Origin of the sequence: Algoriphagus iocasae (assembly GCF_014206875.1) — a bacterium.
Taxonomy (GTDB): Bacteria; Bacteroidota; Bacteroidia; order Cytophagales; family Cyclobacteriaceae; genus Algoriphagus; species Algoriphagus iocasae.
The window spans coordinates 1324580-1348931 of sequence record NZ_JACIJO010000003.1 but is presented as its reverse complement, the minus strand read 5'-3'; the positions used below and the strand labels follow the sequence as shown (position 1 = coordinate 1348931).

21 protein-coding genes are annotated in these 24352 nt (G+C 37.1%); 5 read left to right on the top strand and 16 right to left on the bottom strand.

Annotation, left to right across the window (positions count from 1 at the left end):
• Positions 1-24 precede the first annotated feature (24 nt).
• Positions 25-744 (bottom strand): SGNH/GDSL hydrolase family protein, encoded by a 720-nt coding sequence (locus FHS59_RS19930; RefSeq protein ID WP_184497381.1) that lies wholly within the window; start codon positions 742-744, stop codon positions 25-27.
• A gap of 123 nt (positions 745-867) precedes the next feature.
• Here FHS59_RS19930 and FHS59_RS19925 point away from each other — a divergent pair, with 123 nt between their 5' ends.
• A complete protein-coding gene (locus FHS59_RS19925) occupies positions 868-1242 on the top strand; it encodes a hypothetical protein (RefSeq protein ID WP_184497379.1) in 375 nt (124 codons plus the stop codon).
• A 79-nt stretch (positions 1243-1321) separates the two neighbouring features.
• On the opposite strand, the gene FHS59_RS19920 is transcribed toward FHS59_RS19925, so the two are convergent.
• The 4 genes from FHS59_RS19920 to FHS59_RS19905 all read right to left on the bottom strand — a co-directional run bounded on the left by FHS59_RS19920 (position 1322) and on the right by FHS59_RS19905 (position 7430).
• Complete coding sequence (locus FHS59_RS19920) at positions 1322-1780, bottom strand: c-type cytochrome (protein ID WP_184497377.1); 459 nt, start codon at positions 1778-1780, stop codon at positions 1322-1324.
• A gap of 139 nt (positions 1781-1919) precedes the next feature.
• Positions 1920-3032 (bottom strand): Gfo/Idh/MocA family protein, encoded by a 1113-nt coding sequence (locus tag FHS59_RS19915; RefSeq protein ID WP_184497375.1) that lies wholly within the window; start codon positions 3030-3032, stop codon positions 1920-1922.
• Positions 3033-3084: 52 nt separating this feature from the next.
• The gene (locus tag FHS59_RS19910; RefSeq protein ID WP_184497373.1) at positions 3085-3942 is read right to left on the bottom strand and encodes a sugar phosphate isomerase/epimerase family protein; all 858 of its coding nucleotides are present in this window, start codon (positions 3940-3942) and stop codon (positions 3085-3087) included.
• 2 nt (positions 3943-3944) lie between these two features.
• Positions 3945-7430: a PVC-type heme-binding CxxCH protein gene (locus FHS59_RS19905; RefSeq protein WP_246388523.1), complete on the bottom strand. Its 3486-nt coding sequence runs from the start codon at positions 7428-7430 to the stop codon at positions 3945-3947.
• A 172-nt stretch (positions 7431-7602) separates the two neighbouring features.
• Between FHS59_RS19905 and FHS59_RS19900 the strand changes: the two genes are divergently transcribed.
• Entirely contained in the window at positions 7603-8478 is an 876-nt protein-coding gene (locus FHS59_RS19900) for an AraC family transcriptional regulator (protein ID WP_184497371.1), read from the top strand.
• A 53-nt stretch (positions 8479-8531) separates the two neighbouring features.
• Here the strand turns inward: FHS59_RS19900 and FHS59_RS19895 are convergent, their stop codons facing one another.
• From FHS59_RS19895 to FHS59_RS19855, 9 genes are all read right to left on the bottom strand, one after another.
• Entirely contained in the window at positions 8532-9212 is a 681-nt protein-coding gene (locus FHS59_RS19895) for a LytR/AlgR family response regulator transcription factor (protein WP_184497369.1), read from the bottom strand.
• Between the two features lies 1 nt (position 9213).
• Positions 9214-10617 (bottom strand): sensor histidine kinase, encoded by a 1404-nt coding sequence (locus FHS59_RS19890; RefSeq protein ID WP_184497367.1) that lies wholly within the window; start codon positions 10615-10617, stop codon positions 9214-9216.
• A 339-nt stretch (positions 10618-10956) separates the two neighbouring features.
• Positions 10957-12423 (bottom strand): SLC13 family permease, encoded by a 1467-nt coding sequence (locus FHS59_RS19885; protein WP_184497365.1) that lies wholly within the window; start codon positions 12421-12423, stop codon positions 10957-10959.
• A gap of 201 nt (positions 12424-12624) precedes the next feature.
• Complete coding sequence (locus FHS59_RS19880; protein WP_184497363.1) at positions 12625-13191, bottom strand: hypothetical protein; 567 nt, start codon at positions 13189-13191, stop codon at positions 12625-12627.
• A gap of 239 nt (positions 13192-13430) precedes the next feature.
• On the bottom strand, positions 13431-14342 hold the full coding sequence (locus FHS59_RS19875; protein ID WP_184497361.1) for a hypothetical protein: 912 nt from the start codon (positions 14340-14342) through the stop codon (positions 13431-13433).
• Between the two features lie 3 nt (positions 14343-14345).
• Positions 14346-16127 carry an ORC-CDC6 family AAA ATPase gene (locus FHS59_RS19870; RefSeq protein WP_184497359.1) on the bottom strand — a complete coding sequence of 594 codons (1782 nt, stop codon included), beginning with the start codon at positions 16125-16127 and terminating at the stop codon, positions 14346-14348.
• Positions 16124-17311, bottom strand: a complete 1188-nt coding sequence (locus FHS59_RS19865; RefSeq protein WP_184497357.1) for a metallophosphoesterase family protein — start codon at positions 17309-17311, stop codon at positions 16124-16126. The genes FHS59_RS19870 and FHS59_RS19865 overlap by 4 nt, the downstream gene beginning before the upstream one ends.
• A 4-nt stretch (positions 17312-17315) precedes the next feature.
• Positions 17316-18152, bottom strand: coding sequence for a DNA adenine methylase (locus tag FHS59_RS19860; protein ID WP_221444544.1), 837 nt, complete (start codon positions 18150-18152; stop codon positions 17316-17318).
• 1 nt (position 18153) lies between these two features.
• Positions 18154-18369 (bottom strand): helix-turn-helix domain-containing protein, encoded by a 216-nt coding sequence (locus tag FHS59_RS19855; RefSeq protein WP_184497355.1) that lies wholly within the window; start codon positions 18367-18369, stop codon positions 18154-18156.
• Positions 18370-18637: 268 nt separating this feature from the next.
• Between FHS59_RS19855 and greB the strand changes: the two genes are divergently transcribed.
• From greB to FHS59_RS19840, 3 genes are all read left to right on the top strand, one after another.
• Positions 18638-19153 carry a transcription elongation factor GreB gene (greB, locus tag FHS59_RS19850; RefSeq protein WP_184497353.1) on the top strand — a complete coding sequence of 172 codons (516 nt, stop codon included), beginning with the start codon at positions 18638-18640 and terminating at the stop codon, positions 19151-19153.
• A gap of 139 nt (positions 19154-19292) precedes the next feature.
• A complete protein-coding gene (locus tag FHS59_RS19845; RefSeq protein ID WP_184497351.1) occupies positions 19293-20048 on the top strand; it encodes a sulfite exporter TauE/SafE family protein in 756 nt (251 codons plus the stop codon).
• Positions 20049-20117: 69 nt separating this feature from the next.
• The gene (locus FHS59_RS19840; protein ID WP_246388521.1) at positions 20118-20846 is read left to right on the top strand and encodes a hypothetical protein; all 729 of its coding nucleotides are present in this window, start codon (positions 20118-20120) and stop codon (positions 20844-20846) included.
• Here FHS59_RS19840 and FHS59_RS19835 read toward each other — a convergent pair.
• A complete protein-coding gene (locus tag FHS59_RS19835; protein ID WP_246388520.1) occupies positions 20830-22386 on the bottom strand; it encodes a GH3 family domain-containing protein in 1557 nt (518 codons plus the stop codon). The genes FHS59_RS19840 and FHS59_RS19835 overlap by 17 nt on opposite strands.
• 261 nt (positions 22387-22647) lie before the next feature.
• The gene (locus FHS59_RS19830; RefSeq protein WP_184497350.1) at positions 22648-24297 is read right to left on the bottom strand and encodes a M28 family peptidase; all 1650 of its coding nucleotides are present in this window, start codon (positions 24295-24297) and stop codon (positions 22648-22650) included.
• Positions 24298-24352: the final 55 nt, after the last annotated feature.

The following is a 24352-nucleotide window of genomic DNA, read 5'->3' as shown; positions in this document are numbered from 1 at the left end:
ATAGTGCTTGTTTTTAATCTGATTCTATTGGGGAAATGCTAGAAAAGCCACCTGTAATTCGCCTAATTTTTTATAGCCATCTGCATTCATATGAATCGGATCATTGTAATAAAGAGATTGGTTATAAACATTGTATCCTCCATTTATAAATTGATCTAGATAAGGGATGCCATGGAGTTCACAGATCTTCTTTTGCATCTCTACATATTGAGCCATTCCTTCTGGATCCAAAGGATCATAACTTCCTCGACTAATAAAAGCTTTGCTGGAAGTGAAGAAATAAATGGTCGCGTTGGGATTCAGTTCATAGATCTTTTTAATACAATAGTTAATTCCTCCAGCTTGGGTTACCAGTTTTTTTTCATCAAAGCCATCAAATTCTGTATAGTCAGTAACAGATCCATTCTCACGTTTATTGGTATAATCATTTGTAGAAGCCCAAAGAATATAGATGTCAAAAACTCCAGCTTCGTCTACTTGCTGTTGAAGTGATTTTCCTTGAAGTGACGAAAATCCCGCACCTCCAACACCATAATTTGTCACAGTCATTCCCAATCTTTCCTTCCACATTATTTTGGCATTTTCACTTTCAGGGATGACTGATACAGAACCTCCGAAAACAGCGACGCTTTTACCGTAATTCAAAGAATTTTTAATGAGTAAATCTTCTTCAATTTCTTGAGCAAACACATTGACAGATAGTAGCAAGAAGAAAAGGAAAAAGCCTTTGGAAATGAGTTTCATAGTAATGATAGGTTTATTGAATTTGTCTTCATTCGAAATTAAACTAAAATAGATGCTTTGACTATTTGAAGAGATCGATATTTTTTTCTTATTGTATCAATTAAAAACATTAACCCTAAAACCATGAAAAGTAAAGTAACCATTTTAAGTAGCATGTTATTGCTGTTTGCCATAAGCTTAGTATTTGCTTCCCCAATTCTAAATGCTAAGTATTTCGAAGGGAAATGGGAGGTTTTGATCAAAGATACTCCACAAGGAAGTGCTACAATTCCGATGCGTTTTGAGACCGTGGATGATGTTACTACAGGGTATTTTTACGAGGAAGGATCAAAAGAAGAATCTAAAATGTCTTCAGTGAAAATCTCGGAGGATGTTCTGTCTGCGGCATTTAATATCAGTGGCTACGATGTCACACTAAATCTGAAAAAAGTCGACGAAGAAACGGCAAAAGGTGATTTAATGGGCATGTTTGATGCAATCGGAACTAGAGTAAAATGATCACAAAAAAAGTGGCAATAGAAATTGCCACTTTTTTAAATTTAAAACCCAATAAATTATTTAATCATTTTTTAGCTAATCAGGTCAATCCAAGAATATAACTTACCATAGTTTTGGCATCTTCTTCACTCAAAGTAGGGTGAGGAGGCATGGCTGCTTCACCCCAAACACCTGCACCACCTTTGATTACTTTGTTTGCAAGCTTGGTGACATTTTCGTCATTGTTTTCGTACTCAGCAGCAATGTCCAAGAAAGCAGGACCCACCACTTGTCTTTCTTTTAAATGACAAGAAAGACAATCTGAGTTTCCGATTAAGTCTTCTCCGGATACGGTCAAACTTGCATTACTGTCTACTGCTTCTCCTTCAGGTTGGCTAACTTCCGGTTCTTTTTCTTCCACTTTTGCCTCTACAGGTGCTTTCTCCACTGGAGTGCTGACAGGTTTAGTTGATTGAGTTTCCTTTTTATCTCCACTGCAGGCAAATAAAAGAGCAGCCAGAACAACTACTGCTGATTTCGATAGGATTGTAATTTTCATTCTGATTCGGTATTAATTTTCAAAGGGTAAATTTGTATAAACTCATTTCCTTTTTGAAGATTAATTATGGTTTTGGACAAATATTCATTCAAAAGGAAAGTAGATGTAAAACACCGACTTTCCTTTTTCTGTTTTAAACTTAACTTAAAGTAAACTCTGGTAATGGAATGATTTTACCTCCTGCCATTGCAGATTCGTGAGCTAAGATTCCCACGCAGGTAATATTTGCAGATTGTTTTGCATCAGGGTATGGGGCTCTTTCTTCTGCCAAAGCATTCAAGAATTCATTGACCAAATGTGGGTGAGAACCACCGTGGCCAGATCCCTGAATAAATGAGAGGTGCTGATTATCATCCCCATCATAAACCCCTGCAGTGGTGAAAGAAGCAATTTCTGCTGGAAGCAAATGCGCATAGTCAGGGATTTTCACTCTCTCTGGAGTTTCACCAGTATGGATCACAGAGTCTTCGTGCTCGATCAGGGTCCATTCAAAAGATTTCTTGGATCCATATGCATCAAAACTCTCTCTGTATTGTCTAGCAGTATTGAACAAAGACCTGGTAACTTCAGCTGAAAGATCAGAATCCTTCAATTTGATATGACAAGTTTCTATCGCAAAAGGAGAACCGTATTTTGGAATTAGATTTTCATCGATTCTTCCTGATCCAAAACATGATACATATTCAGCCTGACCTTTCGGCAAAGCCAATACTGGACCTACACAGTGAGTTGCATAATGCATAGGAGGGAGGCCTTCCCAATATCCTGGCCAGCCAGCCATTTCTTGCTGATGAGATGCTCTTAAGAATTGAAGTTTTCCTAATTCACCCTTTTCGTACATTTCTTTGACGAAAAGAAATTCACGGCTATAAATCACCGTTTCCATCATCATGTATGTCAATCCTGTTCTTTGAACCTCCTCTACAATGGCTTTACATTCCTCGACAGTAGTTGCCATCGGAACAGTACAAGCCACATGTTTTCCAGCTCTCAAAGCTTTCAAAGATTGTTCTGCGTGATTTTGGATAGGTGTATTAATATGAACTGCATCGATATCTGGATCTTTTAGCAATTCGTCATAGTCTGTATATACTTTTTCAATCCCAAATGCTTTTCCAATCTCCTCTGCTTTTTCTTTGTTTCTCTGGCAGATGGCATACATGTTTGCCAGCTTATGCTTTTGGTAAATCGGGATGAATTCTGCTCCGAATCCAAGACCGATGATGGCGATATTAAAAGGTTTCTTACTCATTGATACTATTATTTAAAAAGGTATTTCGGTTATTGGTTGATTGTGTTTGATTTTAAGAAGCCCATTTTTTGAGGAACTTCAAGCCTTCACTGGCGAAGCTATCTTGACTTGGTGCCAAAGGTTTCCAGATACAAACCGCTCCGGCGAGTTCCTTTACTTCAGGAGTAAAGCTTTCAATGCTGATTGTTCCTTTGTAGTTAATGGCTTCCAAGCCTCGTTTGTATGCATCCCAAGGGGTTTGCCCTGTACCTGGGGTACCTCTATAATTCTCAGAAACCTGGAAATGGATCAATTTATCTCCAGCAAGCTTAATCGCAGCCTCAGGATCCGGTTCTTCAATACTCATATGAAAACCATCCAAAATCACTTTTGCTTCAGGTTCATTGATATCCGTGATCAATTGCATTAATTCTTCGCAGGTGTTGATCAAATCCGTTTCGAATCGATTCAAAGTCTCCAAAGCGATCTCCAAGCCGAATTTTCTGGCATTTTCACAAACGATTCTCAAATTGGTCACAGCTCTGTCCCATTCGATTTTCTTTTGTTCCGGAGATACCAATCTAGCTTTTCCTACTGCTGAATACATCGGCCCAGCTACAAATTTGCAATCCAATGCAGCTGCAATCTCGAAGCAAGAATTGAGGTAATCAAAACTCGTTTTATGGAAGCTGGGATCTTCATTCGTCAGATCCCTACTTGTTCCAAATGCACCACAGATTACGGCATCTAAACCGTTATCTGCCAATGCTGCTTTTACTATATCTAAATCAATCAGAGCAGGATCTTCTACTGGAATCTCGACTGCATCGTATCCAAAGCTTTTGATTTTAGGAAATAGGTTTACCGTTTCCTTGTTGAAAGGGGAAGTCCAAAGCCAGGTACTTACTCCAAATTTTACATCTAGGGACATCCTTATATAACTTTCATGATTCCGTTCATTTGCTTCCAATGATTAGGAAGCGTACAAACGAATGGATAATCACCTTTCTGTGAAGGTACATTTATGACAATTGAGTCTGAGTAATTTGGGAAAACCAATCCGGTAGCAGCAATAACCTCAGGGATATCCGGAACGAAACCGTTCTCCATTCCAGTTAGATTTTGCGCCATTTGGTCAGCAGCTTCACCGATTTTCTCCAGTGATCCGATTGCACCTATGATGAGATTATGCTGAACGAAGTCAGGATTTTTAAAATCCAAAATCAATTGTGTTCCTGCGTTTACTGCAAAAACTGATTTATCAAATCTCATTTCATGAGGGATAGCCGTTAAAGTAGCTATCCCATCTTTTACTGTTTCGATTGGCTCTTGGATTGAGGCAACTTCTTTGTTTTCAGAATCATCAGATTTCTTCAGATCCAAACTGGAGTTATTTCCAATTCTACCAGAGAACCTCCAATTACCTTCATAATCACCTACTTTGTTTCCTGAGTCAAATTGACCTACACGTACATTTTCAGGAGAAAGCGGTGCAGTAAACAAGCCTTTTGTTTTACCTTTTGCTACCTGATCTCCATCGATATTCAATGTCATTTCACCACCTTCTTTCAAAGTTGCAGTGACAGTGAACTTCTCTGATGGAAGTTTTTTGGTTTTGATGATTTTCACATCACTATCCTGCGCCACAGCAAAGCTTAACGCATCCTTGTAGACGTAAAGGCTATAGCCATTGACAGCATTTCCTTGTGCTACCATCACACCATCTAATGGATCTCTACCTGGAGTTACTTCCATTGTGATCGTGATTTCTTTACCTGATGGATCAGGAGGGAAAAGGAGCGCATTTCTTGGATCAAGTGTATACAATTCAGAAACCAAGCTTTTTGAAATTCTGTCAGCAACACCCATTAATGAATCCGGCTGGTTTTCAGCAGAAGAAGTTCTTCCTTCAAATGCAGAAGAATGAGTTAAAGCTGCCGCAAAAATAGCCTGTGGCAAATATTCATCTTTTGCATTGTCGGCATCTTCAGATATTTGTAACAAGGTTTTAGAAACTTCATCATTCGCTGGCATTTCTGAAACAGCCAAGATTGCAAATTTTCTAGTTTGTAGGTTTGTGTCCTTCATCAGGTTCGCTGCAATGATTGCATCCAAAGCTGCTTGATTTCTAGGGATAACACGTACAGCATTCTTTCTAACAGCTGCAGAAGGGTGCTTTAATGCTGCTTCTACTACTTCCTGTGCTTTGGCATTGTTTCCTTCCAATTCACCCAAACCTTTCAAGGTCCATAGGGCATTAATTGCCGGTCCATTGATACCTGCTGCATCTACATCTGTATTAGCGATGATTTCATATAATCCATCCAATACTTCTTTATTCTGAGTCTCAACGATCAATCTCTGAGCAGTCAATCTCCAGAACATGTTATCGCTCTTCAAAGCTTCCAATAACTTACTAGCAGAAGCATCTTTCAAATCAAACGTTTTAGAAGGCTCACCACCTTTGTAAGTCAATCTGTAGATTCTTCCGTGTTGCTTATCTCTCATTGGATTGATGTAAGCATTACCTTCACCATTTTCAAATCCACGTGGAGTAGGGTTGTGCTGGATAATGAAGTTGTACCAATCAGCTACCCAAAGAGAACCATCAGGACCAACTTCTGCGTGAACTGGGCTAAACCATTCGTCAGAACTTGCCAAAATGTTGAAAGCATTCTTTTCTCTAAATCCTGAACCTTCTTCCAAGATTCTAGCATTGTGAAGCACGCGGCCAGTTGGCTCAGCTACAAACGCCATTTTGTTCCAATATTCCTGTGGGAAATTTCTAGCTGTGTACAAGTTGTGACCAGCTGCCGCAGTATAAGATCCATGCCAGTCCACCTGTCTCAAGAAAGGAGTAAGGTGAGGCATATCGTAATGAGAATCAATACCAGTTGCAGTGTTAGGAGTTCCTCTATAAATAGTTCTCTTTACAAACTTATTGTCCAATGCTAAATACACAGAGTGCTGACCATTGGCCGTAGAAATGAATGTCTCGAAATCTTCAGAGAACCCAAGTCCCCAAGTATTGTTACTGGTTCTTCCCAAGAATTCTAAATTCTCACCAGATGGCTCGAATCTATAAACACCTTGACCGAATCTGTATTTTTTACCGCTTACTTCACCGTCAAATCCAGAATAACCTAGAACACCCCAAACTTTGTTATCAAAACCATATTTTAGGTTAGAAGGACCTGCGTGGGTGTCAAATTTACCCCAGCCAGTCATGACAACTTCTCTTACATCAGCTTTGTCATCACCATCTGTGTCTTTCAAGAAGACAAAATCAGGAGCCATAGAGATCAATACACCTCCATTGACAGCCATGATAGAAGTAGGAATATTCAAACCCTCTGCAAAAACAGTCACTTTATCCGCTTTGCCATCACCATCAGTATCCTCAAGGATTTTGATCTTATCATCTCCGCCTTCTTTTCTTACTTCGTTTGGATAGTCAGTTGTTTCGATTACAAATAATCTTCCTCTTTCATCCCAAGCAAAAGCAATTGGGTTGATGATCATTGGTTCGGAGGCAAAAAGCTCTAATTCAAAGCCGACAGGTACCTGTACCAGTTTCATTGATTCCTCTGGAGAAAGAGGCAATTGGAATCTTGGAGAAGGATCTCTTCTTTCATAATTTGGGATTTCTGCATCTTCAAATTGAGGAGTTGGGATGTTATATTCAGCTAAAAGCTTATTTACTTTATCACCAACAGCCCAAAGGATACCGTTTGCAACCAATTCTTGGAATTCCTTTTTCTCCCAAGTCTTTTCATTATGGCCATAGGCAGTGTAGAATACACGTCCTTTTCCTTCTTCTCTTGTCCAAGTGTAAGGTTCCTTATGATCACCTTCTACACGCTCCATCAAAACATGCATATCAGGATTCAATTGGCTATGCACATACGTTTCATCCCAAGTCTCAAATTCATTGATATCTTTCATGATCGGATGATCTTTATCGACTATGTCCACTGTAAAATCACCAGTGCCATGTGTGCTAAATTGACCACCTACAGCTGAAATATACCATGGAGAGTTCTGGAAACAGAAAGATGCCGAGTGGATCGGAATCAAAGCTTTACCTCCCTGAACAAAAGATTTCAGCGCAGATTCCTGCTCTGGAGTGATTTGTTCGTGATTCGCATAAATCAACAAACCATCATAATTGCTCAACTTGGTTTCGTTCAAGTCGTTTACATCTGTTGTGTAGGTAAGGTTGATGCCTTTTTGGAAAAGTGGTGTTTCGATATACATCATCAACTTTTCAGAGTTATGATGCTCACTTTCGTGTCCAAGAACTAAAATCTCAACACGTCTAGGATCAGAATCTGACAAGAATGTCTTATCTGATTTTTTTCCGCAGCTGAATACCAGCAGGGAAATGACCGTCATGGCCATCATCCAGGAAAGTTTCATTGGGGGGATTTTAAACGATATACTCATAAGTAGGGTTTATGTATCAATTGAATACCAATATTCTAAATAAATTTGATAAAATTCTCACTGTATTGATTTGAATTTCGACTGAATTTTGTCCTATTTGTTCAATATTTGCTTTGTTTAAGAGCATAACTCAGCTAAAATTAGTATGAAAAATCCACTAAAAAAGTCCAGAATTCCTGATACCAAAGTATTCTTGGCCAGGGAGTTAATCGCGCCTTTTTTTGACAAATACTGGCATTTTCATCCTGAATATCAATTGGTCGTGATTTTAAAGGGTAGGGGAACCCGTTACATTGGAGACGATATCAAACCATTTAAAGAAGGGGATATGGTCTTGACTGGACCCAATTTACCACATGTCTGGAGGTCTGATAATGCCTATTTTGATCCGGCAAATAACCTCGATACTCACCTAATAGTGGTTTATTTTCCTGAAGATTTTCTTGGAGAACATATTTTTGAAAAGGAAGAATTTGAGGATATCGGAAAGCTGATGAAACTTTCTGCAAGAGGGATTGAGGTTAGCGGGAAAACCAATAAGGACGTCACTCAAATGATGAAAGATCTTGTCAAATTAGAAGGATCTACCCAGTTGATTCAGCTTCTTCAAATTCTCAACTTTTTGTCTCATTCCAAAGATATCAAGCCGATTACAAAGGCAGAATACATCAACTTGAATAAGGAATCCGAGAAAGATAGAATGGGAGAGGTGTATGAGTATGTGATGAAAAACTACAAGGAAAAAATTTTGCTGGAGGATGTTGCAAGTCTAGCCAATCTCTCAGTCAGCGCATTTAGCAGGTTTTTTAAATCAAGAGCCAATAAATCATTTTCTGACTTTATCAGCGATGTCAGGATTTCCCATGCCTGCAAACTTCTCCATGAAGAAGATATCAATATTTCTGAGGTTTGCTACGAAAGCGGATTTAACACCCTATCCAATTTCAATAAGCAGTTTAAAGACAGAATCGGGAAAACTCCCTTGAGTTATAGAAAGGAGTATTTGGAGAGTTTTGAGTGACAGAGGTCTGATAATTTCTAACCATTAGAAACCCTGAAATCGTAAATCTATCTTTATTTCGAATTAAAAAACTCCGTTACCTGATCCATATAGGAAAGACTTATTGGAACAGTTTTATCTTGTAAATGCAATTGATGCTTTTCTACTTTCCCCACTTTCTTGCTGTTTATAAGGAAAGAACGATGAGTTCTAATAAAAAAGGAGGGAAGTAGGTTTTCTACTTCAGTAAGGGTCATTCTGCTAAGAATTTTCTCCTCTTCCATTTGAAAAGTCACATAATTGCCACTTGCTTCGCAATACAATAATTGACCGAAATTTAATCGAATCTGACCTTCTCCAGTTTTGATAAAAGTCGATTCCGGTTCCTTGCCTGGCTGAAGTTCCAGCCATTCCTGAGCCTTTTGGCAGGCTTTGATAAATCTTGGGAGATTGAAGGGTTTTAGCAGATAATCTAATGCATCCAGTTCGAAACCTTTTACAGCAAAATCTGAGTAAGCTGTGGTAAAAACTACCAAAGTCTCCTTAGGAAGTAAACCGGCAAAATCAATCCCGGAAATATCGGGCATATTGATATCCAAAAATATCAGGTCTATGGAATTGGATTTAATGTATTCCAAAGCCTCGATAGCATCTAAAAAAACTTCTTCCAAATGAAGAAAAGGGACTTTGGAAGCATGAGCTTTTATTACTTCCAAAGCCATCTTTTCATCATCGATAGCAATTGCTTTAATCATTTTACTGGAGTTGAACGGATAAATGAACGAAATGCTCGGTATCGTTTGCTACAATGGTCAAGTTATGTTTTTGAGGGTAAAAATGCGCCAATCTGCTTTTTACATTTTCTAAACCAATTCCTGATTCATCTTTTGGATCTTCAGTGGCTTTTTTAGGATGCATACTATTGACCACATCCAAATGAACCGAGCCTTTTAGGCAACGTAGATTGATTCTGATCCAGGATTTACTTTTTGTGCTGATCCCATGCTTAAAGGCATTTTCAACAAATGGAATCAAAAGCATTGGGGAAATGTCGCCTTGACAATATTCTTCTCCAATTTGAATAGTAACATCTAAATGATCTTCTTTTGCGAAGCGCAGCATCTGCAAGTCCAGGTAGTTTCTCAGGTAGTCAATTTCGCGTGAAAGAGGGATTTTATCCATTTGGTTTTCATGAAGCATAAAACGCATCATATCTCCCAACTTCTGGATTCCATCAGAGGTCTTTTCGGCATTTTCCATCAACGCAGACCCATAAAGTGTGTTGAGTGCATTGAAAAGAAAATGTGGATTGATCTGTGACCTGAGAAAGCTTAGGTTCGCTGTACTTTGGTTTACCTGAACAGAAAGAATATCGATTTTTCCGATGTAGTCCTCATATTTCGCGAAAATCAAATTGGAAACAGGGAAGACTACAAAAACCAATAAAAGTACCATTCCAACTCCCAGAAGCATGATTTCAGGAACATTGTTTTCTACAGCAGCAAGGAAAAAACCAATTCCAATTACTGTAATTAATCCCCATAAGTACCATCGATAAGCCTTGGTGTTTCCCTTAATTTTATTTCGATAAAGAAGGAAATAATTATAAAGGACAAAAAAGGAAATACTTGGAATGATCATCAAAACGATCACTAAAATCACTTCATTGACAAAGATCCTCGCTACAAACAAAAAGATGCTGATAAAAAGGAAGATCATAAACAGTCGAATACCGTTGTATAGTTGGAAATCCTTGAAAACAGGTGGTAAAAACATCTTTCGGAGTAAAATCGCTGTCACCAAATACACTGTGTAGAGCGAAAGGGTACTGAAATAAAATCTAAAAAAACGCTCTGCATTGATACCATTTACGGCTGCACAAGCACCAGCTAGTGATCCAGTCACCGCTGCTGCGGCAATACTTAATAAGACCAGATGTAATACATTTTTATCCCTGAGATACTTGGGAATGACTACCAAATGCATCACATAAAACCCTATGTAAGCGATAATTGGCATGATGACAATTCCGAAAAACTTTTCCACCGGATAGTGATCGGATGACATGGTAATGACAATATTAGTCAGGACAATGATCAAGAAAATAAAGGTGACCATCCACCACTCAATCTCCCGAAAAGCAAATTTTTTAGATTTCATAACTTATTGTAAATAAATAGGTTGAACTACTTTGTTTCAATAGAATTTGAATTAGAAGTCAAGGTAGTTTCCTGTTTATTTTCAGAAATGCTGATACAAGATTTTATCATCAGCAAATTGTAAATAATTGCTAAAAATATCAGCAAATAAAAAACTTTCTTGGTGTTCATCGAAACTCATTCTAATTGATAGACCAAGATTACGGTGATGAATTAGGCCTTACAAAAGAATGTGACGAAATAGGCAGTTTTTGGGATGGAATTTGAAGTAGAATATAAGATGTATGATTTTAGATATATGATTTAAAAAAATCTAACATCTAACATCTAACATCATAAATCAAAAAGGGTTGCTCAACAAATCGATTCCCCACATCCAAGGAAGTACAAAATACACCATCAAGGTTACCAGGAAAATGGAAATAATGTTTAGCCAGAATCCGGCTGACACCATATCTTTCATCTGCAAATAACCCGAGCCAAAGACCACGGCATTTGGTGGTGTCGCTACTGGCAGCATAAATGCGCAACTGGCTGCCAAGGTGGCACCAACCATCAGTCCAAATGGGTGTAAATCGAGCTTTAGAGCCACTGAAGCTAATATTGGGAGCAGCATAGATGCTGTGGCAACATTGGAGGTAACTTCTGTAAGGAAGTTGACAGAGGCGATGATAATCAATAGCAACAAGAAGAATGAAATGCCTTCGATCAAAGTAAATCGCTGGCCGATCCATTCTGCCAGGCCTGTTTCTTTAAATCCTGCTGCTAATGCCAAACCACCTCCAAAAAGGATCAAAACTCCCCATGGAATACGCTCGGCTGTTTTCCAGTCCAAAATTCGGTCTTCACCAGAGGAGGAGGGAAGGATAAAAAGTAAAACCACCCCAATCAAAACGATGATGGTATCATCTATTTCCGGTAAAAACTTGACCAAAACAAAACTTCTTAGAATCCAGGCCAAACACACCAATCCGAATACTATCATGACTGATTTTTCTTCGTAACTGATTTTGCCTAAGGCTTTTAGTTGGGTTCCAATGATGTTTTTTCCATCTGAAAGGCTGAAACTTTTAGGAAGTGGATTCGCTGAACTCACTAAATAATACCAGCAAATAAATAGCATAACGGCCACCAAAGGCAATCCAAAGGCCAGCCATTCATTAAATCCAATGCTATAATCATATAAATCATTGATTACAGCCGCCATAATCGCATTGGTAGGAGTTCCGATCAATGTAGCTAATCCGCCAATAGAAGCGCTGTATGCGATTCCAAGCATGATATTTTTGCCTAAACGATCAGCAATAGAAGAGTTAGATTCACCTAATTGGGATTTAAATTGATTGACAACGGCCAATCCGATTGGTAACATCATCAGGGAAGTAGCTGAATTTGAAATCCACATCGAAAGAATTCCTGTTGCTAGGATAAATCCCAAAACGATACGTCTCAAGTCTGTACCTAATAAATTTATTATGTTAAGTGCGATTCTTCGGTGTAGATTCCATTTCTCAATTCCTGTAGCCAATAAAAATCCTCCCATATATAAAAGGACCGTAGGGTGCATATAATTTCCAGAAACATCAGCGATTGGTAATATCCCAAGCAGCGGCATCAAGATCAATGGAAGAAAAGCTGTAGCGGCAATTGGTAAAGCTTCGGTAATCCACCAGATGGCCATCCAGGCTGCAAGTGCCAGCATAGACTGAGCAGCTGGGTTTAGATCCGGTGAGCTCATGAAAAAGTGAATCAATAGAAAGGCTACAGGTCCAAGAAAAAGCCCCAACTTGGGAAGTGTTTTATTCATAACTGATGAAATCAGGGGATAAGTGAAATCTCAGCCTTGAAGATAGAAATAATATAGATATGGAGGATATGCTACAGTCTATTTAACATAATATAAATTATTGAACTTTTATTGAAATTTTTAAAAATGAATGTCATGACAAAATACTACCAAGTCATTTATCGAAGTCATTTCTTGATTAAATGGGGCTAAAATTAAAATCTAATCACTTTTTACATAAATTCTTTGCCCAGTTCGAAAGTCCAAATACCCCTCTGTATAAATACTGCCCATCTTGAACAGCGCTTTTATTTCTTGTCCCCAAAGCATGTCGCCTATCTCATTTGCCATTTTCACGAGTGAATTTAGTTTACTCAGTTCAATAAAATCATACATTTCTGGAATGTCCTCAATTTTTCTATGATTGATATGTGCAATCCTGATATTTCTATGATCATTTTTTAAAAACCTGATTTCTTGTCTGAAAACTTTAATTTTTGTTTTTAACTTTTTCAATTTAGTTGGATCACTATTGATCCTTTCCAAATCTTTACGTGCCGAATGGAAGCTTTGTGAGGAACGTTCATCATCTAGATTAGTTAAGTGCATAATCAGTCCGTTTTCAATATATCTCCATGAAATAATAACGAATAACATATGATCTCGACTTATTTTTAGGGAATCTTCAAAGTACTGCATTTTTGTTTTGAGAAAATGCATACTTACGTTGGAATCAATTACCTCAATTTTTAAAGGATGATATTTCTCCTTAAGATCACTTGTCAGCATAAATATTCTTTTTGATTCTTTTGATATAATTTACTACCAAATCTGTGATTAGTTGGTTTGAATTATTCAAATATTAATTTCTGACTCCCCTACATTGTTGAGTATCCGAAAATTTGCTTTTTTATTTTTATTATAACCTTGAATCACATGATAATCTTCAGATATGTTGAATGCCATTTGTATGATGTTTTCAGCCAGTTGATCAAGTTTGGAAATTGGACGAAATTGAGACAACTGAATCATTTCTCACAAAACATAACTTCACTGATAATGAATGTATTTATATCTAATGGTTCCCGCATATACTCATTGATATCACTTCCTGATCCAACTCTCCAAATGTCAATATCATGATATTTCACTGACATAATCATTGATATAAAAGCAAAAGGTTTTGGACCCAATGGTGCAATTACTATACTGTATTCTTTACGCAGTAAATAATATAATGAGGTTAACTCTCTTTCTAAGTGCAAAAGATCATCTAAGGGGAATTTTATGACATTTCTATTTTGAAGAATATCAGAATTGTTAGCTTCTAGACGCTCTACAAATTTTGGATCTAATGCGGGTTTAGAATAGAACAGATAACATTCCTTGGGGTCTAAGTGCTCAATAATCCCTTCTGCTTTACTTTGTTCATACCCAAGACAGACAATCAATGCTTTAGGCTTATCTGTTGGGACGATATATTTGCCTGGTAAGGGAGCAATTTCGGTATTGGGTTTAGGATCTAATGGTTCAGCAAATTTCGAAGGTGTATAAACAAAGTAGACTTTAACAGATTTAAATCGTAGATTTTTTTTTGATAGATAGAGAATAATTGAATAGTACCACGACTTGGTCATGCATGAATAATCTACAACTATGTTTATGGCTTCTGCATTACTAATCTCACTGAATTTAGTATCTAACAAATCATAAATTTCTTGGACATTTGAAATGACTTGCGTAAGTATTTGATCATACTTTTCTGTTTTAAAACTCTCTTTATAGCAAAGGGCAATAGTACTATTGATTTTATTCTCCTTAGCTAATTTTTCATAGCTCGTAAAAATCCTTTTCTCGTGATTCCCTGCAAGAAGAAATAGCGAAATATTTAGACCCTTAATTTGACTTACATCAATTTGTTGTCCGTACTCAATTTCCATAATTCATGATCTAAAAATTGACATCTGTGAAGTATCGAGACCTTTTCCTGAAAGACACTCACTTAACTTTATTTCAGTGTAAGTCCGAATTGGTAAATCATATAGAATTGAAAATAGGTAAGAAAGCTTAAACCTTTTACCTCGAATCTCAAAGTCAAAAGAATCATCATTAGAATCAAGTAGTATAAATGCTCCTTGTGAAACCCCTTTGTCGATTAATTCGAGAATATCCTTCGATATCTCATGTTCGTTCTGATCAACAACGAATGTACCTTTCGGATCCATTTTAAAATCTGGACCATGAACTTGCTCTTTAAAAAAGGATCCAATTTTTTCAATTAAATCAGTAATTGTAAACGCGCTCTTCCCTATTGGTATATTGGCGATTACATTCTTAAACCTATTAGAAGCATTAAGTATCTCGTTATACTGTGTAACCTTATCTGCCCTATCTTTTGATTTCACCATGATAAGACTCATCATCCCTATTAGCCACCTAGGATTACCATCACAAACTTTTGCTAAAACCTCAATTCCAGAGAACAAATCAATTGCTTTCTTTCTACTTCTAAGAGTAACCTTACTATTTCGATTTGACTCAATAAAATAATTTCTGTGATACACAATTGGTTTTATTTTCCTGAAAAGTACATCTTTTTGTTCCTTAGTGTTAGGAATGGGATTATCTACGTCAATACCCTTAGAACTTAAGAATTTTTTAAATGAATCGTCTTTGGCAATTAAGCTTTTTAGTTCATTATAAAACTCACTGCCTTCCGTATAGCTGTCAGGACTTTTATTGTAAATCGCATTTGTTCCAAAGAATGAAGTAAGATCCTTATTGCCACTTACAAAAGATTCAATAATCCTTTTTGAAAAACTCTCATTATCAGAAGAAGACCACATTTTTATCATCTGCACGTCATTCCCTGATGTTGCAGTATAGTCGCCCTTTAATGTTTTTTCTAATTCAATTGATAATATTGGACTAGCACTCAGTTTATAAAGTATGAATTGTTTTCTACTTCTTAATGATCGAAAAAGCTTTTTTTGTAACCAAATGGGAGCAAATTCAAGTTCATCAAAACATAAAGCCCAACTTTTCTTCGTGGAAGATTGAATCCCATAAATTCTTTCAAATTTTGGGATTACAAGCTCAATTGAACTCTCAAAATTTAAATTGAAGTAATCTGGAGTTTGAATTACTGATTTTTGATCATAGTTAAAAATAACCTTCTGTATTAATTGATTTACTTCATCAATTCGTTCGTTAAGTGCTTCCTTAATGAATCTTAATTTAGGAATTGCTGCTGGTATCTTCCATGCTTTAATAAGTTCTTTACACAACTCGACCTCTTTGTCTTCGTCAAAATCCTCTAATTCAATTGAAATGATATTTAGGAAAGTATCGCAAAGGGACGAGAAAACGTTACTATTAACAGAAAAATGTGAGATTTGCTCTGCGAAATTTCCATAGGGCTTTAATTGAGAACTGTAGGTCTGATTCTTGACATCCCAGTATATATCAGTGGATATATAAATACCGTAAAATGGGATATTCTCTCTTACATCTTTGGCTCCTTCGGAATCCCATGCATACAGTGCCGGTAATGTTAGCATTTTCATCAAAGTTGTTTTACCACAACCTCTTGCTCCCAATATTACAGAATGGTTATTCTGAATAAGTTTGCTATAGCTATCGGACCAGATAAATGTTTTAGCAACTTCTTGAGGCGCTAAATGCCTAGCATTATAGGTAGTATAAAAATTATCTGGTTGCATCATGTTCCGATAGATTTCACATTACTTATATATTCTGGCATCTCCCATATCTTAGGTGATATTATTAAACTTTCAGCTTTCAATAATTTCATCAAATCTTCAGCTTCATTTGGCATTAAAAATTCAACATTGGGTACCGCGGTTACTACATCAGACCACTTGGTGATTGGATTGGATCCCACTGTTCCTATTATTTGTCTAGTTATTTGTTCTAATGAATCAGTATTTCCAAATCCCGTATATGGATGAAAACCGCCATCATCGGATATTACAGACCAACCATTTCTAGGTAAGAAAGTCCATGATTTAATTTTCCCTTTTGCCTTTAAACTGCCATCCTTAACTAAGTCAATTTTATGAAATGTGTTTCTCTTGCTCGTCCAACTCAAATTTGTGGTTGCTGAGAAACTCCCTGAGGATAGAATTGGTATTTTATGATTTGTTTGGGAGCAATTGTGATATCGCAGTAATGGATCATGCTTATGCCCATGTATAAATAGGTCAAATTTGAACTTTCCTAAGACTTCTAACAAAGCATCTGCATTTACTATTTTATCTTCTTCGCCAAGAGATAGGCGCGAATGATCTATTGGGTGATGATGTGAAAGAGCAATGTTAATTTTATCATTAGAGGCTTTATCTAAATATTTTTCAACATAATCAACGAGACTATCATCAACCCTCCCAGATGCAGCTGAATCCTTGTTATAGTGGAAATGAGAGCTATTTATTACTAACACTCTATAAGACCTGCCTTCAATAAAAACACATCCTTTAGACCAGAAAGTGTCTCTACTAACTTCATCATCTATTGGAAAACCTTTTCTAATTCCTTTTGCAAGTTCTAAGCTATAGTCGGAATGAGTTCCATAGGAGTCAACATCATGGTTACCTATTGTGGCAATTATCTGATTTCCTTTCAAATGTCCATGGATTTCCAATGAAAAATCCCAACCAGAAATAAACCCTTGTTGGTCTGATTTATTGGTGAAATCTCCTGGACAGAGAGTCAAGTCCACAGAAAGATTCTCTTTTTTTATAAGATCAATAATACCTTCAACAGGGTGATCTTTGGGATTGGATCTTGATTTATTGGTGGTCAAATATGAGTCCAATGTATTGGAACTACTAATATGGTAACAGTGAAGATCACTAATAATAGCTATGCTTAACTTGCTGATTCCCATGTTACTATATTGTATTACAAATTATTAATTCATTATACATACCTCTTGTCTTGTTTCTACCTCCAACTTGACTATACCTTGCGCGTTTATGCATGCTGCCAATTCCTGAATAGAGCTCTATGATTGATTTGTGATAAGCATTTGTTAATATGTAATAAGCTCCTCTTTTTTCAATCTCTTTGATATGATCCCTTAACCTCTCTTGATCTTCCCACGAAAATAGTTTTTGATTGTATTCAATAAATCCATTGTTTTCATGAGCAACAGTATATGGAGGATCTAAGAACACTAGATCATCTTTTTGAATGTATGATAAAGTTTTTTCAAAGTCTATTGATTTAATAATGACATTTTTAAGGACCTTACTTGCATTCATTAGATTTTCTTTGGTCACCACATCCACATTAGGTCTTTTCCCATAGGGTACATTATACTCTCCTTTATTGTTAACCCTATATATACCATTGAATGAGCACCTATTCAAGTAAATGAACTTAGCGGCACGAGTATGAGGGGTCAGGTACCTTGTTTTTCTAATTTTATAGTAATCTTCTTTTGTATTCTTTAGCTTTCTTAAGCTCCTAATTACCAAATCAACATTATCTCTTACTTCGATATAAGTTTCAATTAGCTCTTCATTGGTATCGTATAAATAAGCATTTCGATGAAATGGAGTTAAAGAAAAGAAGATAGAACCACCACCCAAAAAGCATTCGTGATAATTATTGAATTGTTTTGGAAGGAAATTCGAAAATCCATCTCTGACTAACCATGTTTTTGAGCCAGTCCACCTTAAAAATGGGAGAGCTTTTTTTTCAATATTTATTGTTTCTGAAATCAATTTATGGCCTCAATTTTAATCCTTTACATACCTCTTTGATCACTTCACAAGGATCTACATCAATTGCCAGTGCAATAAGATAAACTTCTTCAGCTCTCAGTTTGGCTTTTTCATTATTTGATAGTTCGCTTAATCTTGTTGTACTTATTCCTGTCTTACGGGATACATCAGACCTGTTGATAGACCTTCTAGCCAGAAAACTTCCAAGTTCAGTCATTTGATTTCTGCAAATATATGTTCCGAAAATAAGAATAATTTTTCTGAAATCATGAATAGTTGAGAATGTTCAATTTTACGCACACATTTGCCACTATCTGCCCTTTTTTCCATAGTCCCTCACTGCGGTAATATGATTCCTCCATTGGTAGAGGTGTTAAAAGATTGTTCATTCCTGCCAATAAATTTGAAGTCATTTATGATTGATTTTAGAGGCCTTTCTTTCATTATATTATCTTGCGACAATTTTCAAAACAAGATCATTTACCATGAGGCGAAAAATTCCAGAATCAACTCTACCAAAACTCAATCGCTCGCAATTAATTACTCCAGAAGGCTTACAAAAATTAAGGGATGAACATGATCACTTGTGGCGAGTGGAACGACCAGACGTAACCGCTAAGGTTGCATGGGCGGCAAGTTTGGGAGATCGTTCAGAAAATGCCGATTACCATTACAACAAAAAACGTCTTCGGGAAATTGATAATCGCCTTCGTTATTTGCGAAAATGTATTGATGACTTTAAAGTTGTTGATTATCATCCCAACCAAGAAGGAAAAGTGAATTTTGGTGCTTGGGTAGAAATCAAAAACGAAAAGAAGGGTCTTAAAAATCGTTTTCGTATTGTTGGTTATGAAGAGTTAATTGGTAACAAAAATTATATCTCAATGGACTCTCCCATGGCTAAATCCCTTCTTGGTAAAGCTGTTGGAGATGAGGCGATAGTAGAAACCAAATTAGGTGATTTCGTATGGAAAATTCTTAAAATAGAGTACCAAAAATAAATAGACCCAAATAAATCTCAGGTTACCTTTTGCCTATTGAACTTATTCTTTTCTCAACATTTTGGAAGAAGGTTTCAAAATCGATTTTTATATGTTTGGGAATAAGCCCTAGTTTAGTGACTTGTTTTGACCCCAACCCATGTTTTTAGCAAGTATTTCAGAAATCAGCACCGCTTCATGGATTCTAAGTTTTTTGGCGGCTTTTGTTATTGGTATGTCAAAAGCCGGTATCAAAGGAATAGCCATTATCAATGTCACTTTTATGGCTATTGCTTTTGAAACCAAGCAATCCACCGGTATTGTATTACCGCTTTTGGTGGTGGCAGATGTGTTTGCTGTGATTTATTACAACAGACATACGCAATGGAGCTATGTGGCGAAGTTTCTTCCATGGATGATTTTGGGGATTCTTTTGGGGAGTTGGGTCGGGATGGATCTTCCTGAGAAAGCTTTCAAAATATTTATGGTATTTCTGATCTTCCTGATCCTAGCGTTTATCGTTTGGTGGGATCGTAAAAAGGTAAAAACTGTACCTACTCATTGGGCTTTTGCCAGTGGGATTGGCACTTTGGCAGGCTTTACTACCATGGTGGGAAACTTGGCCGGTCCCCTATCGAATATTTACTTTTTGGCGATGCGATTACCTAAAAATCACTTTATAGGTACTGCAGCATGGTTATTTCTGATTATCAATGTCTTCAAATTACCCTTTCATTTTTTCGTTTGGAATACGATAACGGCAGATACACTATTACTCGATTTGAAATTGATTCCAGGTATTATCGTCGGATTCTTGATTGGAATAAACATCGTAAAAAGGATCAATGAGGAGTTTTTTAGAAAAATGATTTTGGTGTTGACCGCCTTAGGCGCGATCATTATACTGTTTAAATAACATCTTTAAATCTAAGTTTTAATTGTCTTATTGATATCTACCCTACTTAGAATAAAAACCTTCGAGGTTTTGAAAACCTCAAAGGTTATTGCCAAATCCCTTGGAACGCTCTTTGCATCTTATTCACTGATGCAACATAAGAAACATAAAATTTTAGCGGGATTTGTAATTCTTTTAGTCATAGGAGGAATTACGTTTAAATCCCTACAGACTCCCAATTATCCTTCAGAATCACCCAATTTTTCACCTGGAATTCATGACAACATACAACAGGCTTTTTTGGATGTTTGGCAGGAATATAAAGAGCTTCATAGCTACGGATTTGATGTGATTCAAAATACGCTGAGTTCATCTACTATGCAGGCTCAACCAGTAATCGAACTCAGTGATATTTTTGGAAAAAACAGACGCTATAAATTGGATGTTGCCGAAAAAGTTTTGGATTCCGATAATCTCTTTTTAGCCGACTTGCCTGATAATGTTTTAAGAGGTTGGTTTGCCCATGAACTTGGACATATAGTTGATTATGAAAATCACTCAAATATCGGGATGGTCACTTACGGAATTCGTTATGTGCTGTCGGATAAATTTAAACGGGAAAGAGAACATGAAGCAGATAGTATTGCTATTCGCCATGGATTTAGAAAGGATGTGATCGCAGCTAAGAAATACATTCTGGAAAACGATTTTATATCTCCTGATTATCAAAACCAAATCAAGAAATATTACATGTCGATTCGTGGTGCGGAACTTTGTCCGGATGAGCGAATTCCAGTTTTGCCTAAGGTTGAGATATAAATTCCAATAGGCTTTTCATCTTCTCCTCCTTCATCACTTTAGGGGTTTTGGTCTGCCCTCCTTTTTTATTTGTCGTCCCCAAAAAATCTGTGTATTGATCTTTAGAAATTACAGTTACCTGTATGTCTTTCAGTGCTTTAGATCGAGCGACACTATAATTTTTATTGGCATCTTTCAGTAATTGATCTAATTCTTCTGCAAGTCCTTCCGGACTTAAATCACTTACCAAAACCCATTGATGAATGTAATCGCCTGATTCATTTTTGATAGCTGCAACCATGTATTCGTTGATGGTAGCCTGATGGGATTCGGCAAGTTTCAAAATAGCCTTGTCCATCTTTTCTTCTGACAATTGGGAACCGACAACATTTAGAAAAAACTTAGTTCTACCTGTGATTTTTATCTGTGGTGGGTCCTTGCTTTCAAACCTGATCACGTCGCCGATAACATAACGCCAGGCACCAGCACAAGAACTAAGTAATAAAACATACTCCTGTCCCACTTCTACTTCTCCTATTCCTAAAACTTCAGGATCATCTAGCAGTTCTCCGGTTTCATCCACACCCCTTTTATCAAATGGTATAAATTCAAAAAAGTACCCATGATGAAGTGCCAATTTCATTGCCATGGTATTAGCAGTTCCGGTATATGAAATGAATCCTTCTGAAGCCAGATAGGTGTCCAAAATAGTGATAGGTTTTCCACAAATCGCTTCAAAATCTTCTCTATAAGTTTCGAATGCCACACCACCGGAAGCATAGACTTGGAAGTTGGGCCAAATCTCATGGATGTGTTTCAAATTGTGCTTTTGAATGATCCTCTGAAGCATCAATAAAACCCAGGAAGGAATTCCTGCAATCGCTCCGATATTCCATTCTGGAGCTTGCTCGGCAATGGCATCTACACGCTTATCCCAATCTGAGATGGCCGCGATCTCTTTTCCCGGTCTGTAGAAGATCTCGTACCAATCGGGGAAATTACTCACATTGATTCCAGAGATTTCTCCCTCTTCAAAACCATGTTTATTTTTTTCTAATCTGGCAGAACTACTCAGCATCAGAACTTCAGATTCAAACAAAGTCTCTGGAAAATCAAAGTCATGTAAAGAGTTGATCATCGATGTTCCCACGGATTTCATTGATGCTAAAAAATCATTGGTAATCGGGATTCTTTTGCTGCTTTTACCTGTGGTTCCACTGCTTCTGGCAAAGAAATCAGGTTTCCCCGGCCAAGTGATATCTTCCAGTCTTTCTTGCCTAGACCACCACTGGGCATGCATTTGATCGTAATTGAAGATGGGAACTTCCTTTCGGAAAGCATTTATCAGGTCATCAGATTTTAACATTTCCTGAAATCCATAATACTTCCCAAAAGCCGTGTCTTTTGCCTGAGTTAGGAGTTCACGAAGTTGGTTTTCCTGTTCTATTTGAGGGTTCTCATCTGAAGATTGAAGTTTTGCGGTGATATCTAAACCTGCTTTTACGAGCTTTCCAAGAATGGCCATGTTTCTAATTTTTCTTAGGAAAGAAACAAAGCCCATGCCTTGGGAATTTAGAGAGGAAGATTAATAATTATGAATATCCGCTTTTGCACCACCACCCTTTTATTCTTTGATTGAAGAGACGGAAGAAAGAAGACCGAAGACAGGAGCAAGCTAGACCTGAACTTCAAGGCTTCTTTTTTGCAGTCTAAAGTTTATTCTGGTAAGATTACGGATAATCATATAAATAATTTTCAATTAAGAACTGCTTAAGATATTTAGTTGAACATTCCACCTTCTTTATTTAAAGGAGTATGGCCGTTATTCAGTGCTAGAAGGTTTTCTCTCAAAATTTTTGAAAAAGGAGTATTTATTCCAAGTCGGTCTTTCCAATTCATTATTGATCAGATAACTGTTCATAAACTGGAGTTCTACATAGGTTTTGGCACCATCAAAATCAAAGCTATCTCCTAATTCGTCTGAAGGCTTATGGTAGATTTCTGTCATCATATGTGTGATGGCAGAATCGAGCCCAGTATCCGAATCAATGGATTTTATTCCTGTTTTCATCCGCAAAGCAGGAATACCTACTTTGACAAAACTGTAATTATCACTTCTAACGAACCGGACTTCTTCTGGCAGGTGGTCTTCGTCTATAATCAAGTTTAGCAACTTTGCACTTTTTTCGACTACACCCATGATGCTGCTTTGTTCAGCTCCTAAAGGCTCGATAGAAACCAATGGACCTACCCAAGTAGGCATATCTGTGTTGACATTGGCAATAATGCTTGCTGCTGGCACGACTGGATTTTCTGCCAAATAGGTAGATCCCAGCAATCCCATTTCTTCTGCTGTTACTGCTGCGAAAATTACAGATCGTTTGGGTTTGGATTTTAGCTTACTGTATAGTCTGGCAATTTCCAACATAGCACTGATGCCTGAAGCATTGTCGTGAGCACCGTTATAAATAGAGTCTCCATTTATTGGCTTTCCCACACCAATATGATCTAAATGAGCTGTGTGGATGACGTATTCATTTTTTAAATCAGATCCTTCCAATAGGCCGACTACATTGGCACTTTCAAAATCAGTGGAAAGAGAAACAACTTTCCCTTTTAGAATGATCTTGGTTTTGGGATGTAGCCCCTCTCCCCGATTGTATTGAGCGACTAAAGAATCAGCTTCATTTTGGGTTATTCTATTAATAAAATTCCAATCTAAATATCCCCCGAATTTCAAATCCCCAAAACTCGATCTACCCGAATACTTTCCGGGACTTAGCATAACACTGTTTACACCATCCTTAGAGATTCGATCATATGAACTATTAAAGTTACCTCTTCCACCTGGAAACGTGGTAAAAAACACTCCTAATGCACCCTTTTCGCTTAAGGTTTTTACTTTGGTGTCTAAACTGCTAAAATGGGCTCTTTCAGTCGCTTTTAACACCTCAGGGCCTCCGTTGAAAAGAACTACGATTTTGCCTTTGACATTCAAATCTTCGAAATCGTTAAATCCAAAGTCAGAAGCATCAATTCCAAATCCACCAAAAACCAATTCGCCTTCAAATTCTACTTCTGGTTCACTCGCATTTCCTAAATAAAAGTAGTCTGTTCCTGCAATCAATGTGTCGTTATTTCCTGCCAATAAAAAAGAATTCCCTTCGTCAATGAGGGAGTTTCGGATGGTCAAAGTCTGGAAATAACTGCTTCTTTCTTGATTTCCTAAAGGAGTAATTCCCATAGATTGATATTGGTCGACAATGTATTTCATCGCAATATCATATTCTGGTGTTCCCGGTAGCCTTCCTCTTAAACTGTCATTGGCCAAAACGGCAATATGTCTTTCGATGAGGTCTTTATCAGCAGATTTGGCATAGGACAAAAGCGCTTCATCGTCAAGCACTGTGGGCTTTGGCTTACAATAGACGAATAGGGCCAAAAAGGAGAAAACAAAAAGTAGATTTTTCATGGTGTTTGGTGGTTGCTTGGCTTGTATTGCTAAAAGATAAGGGGATTAATTATTT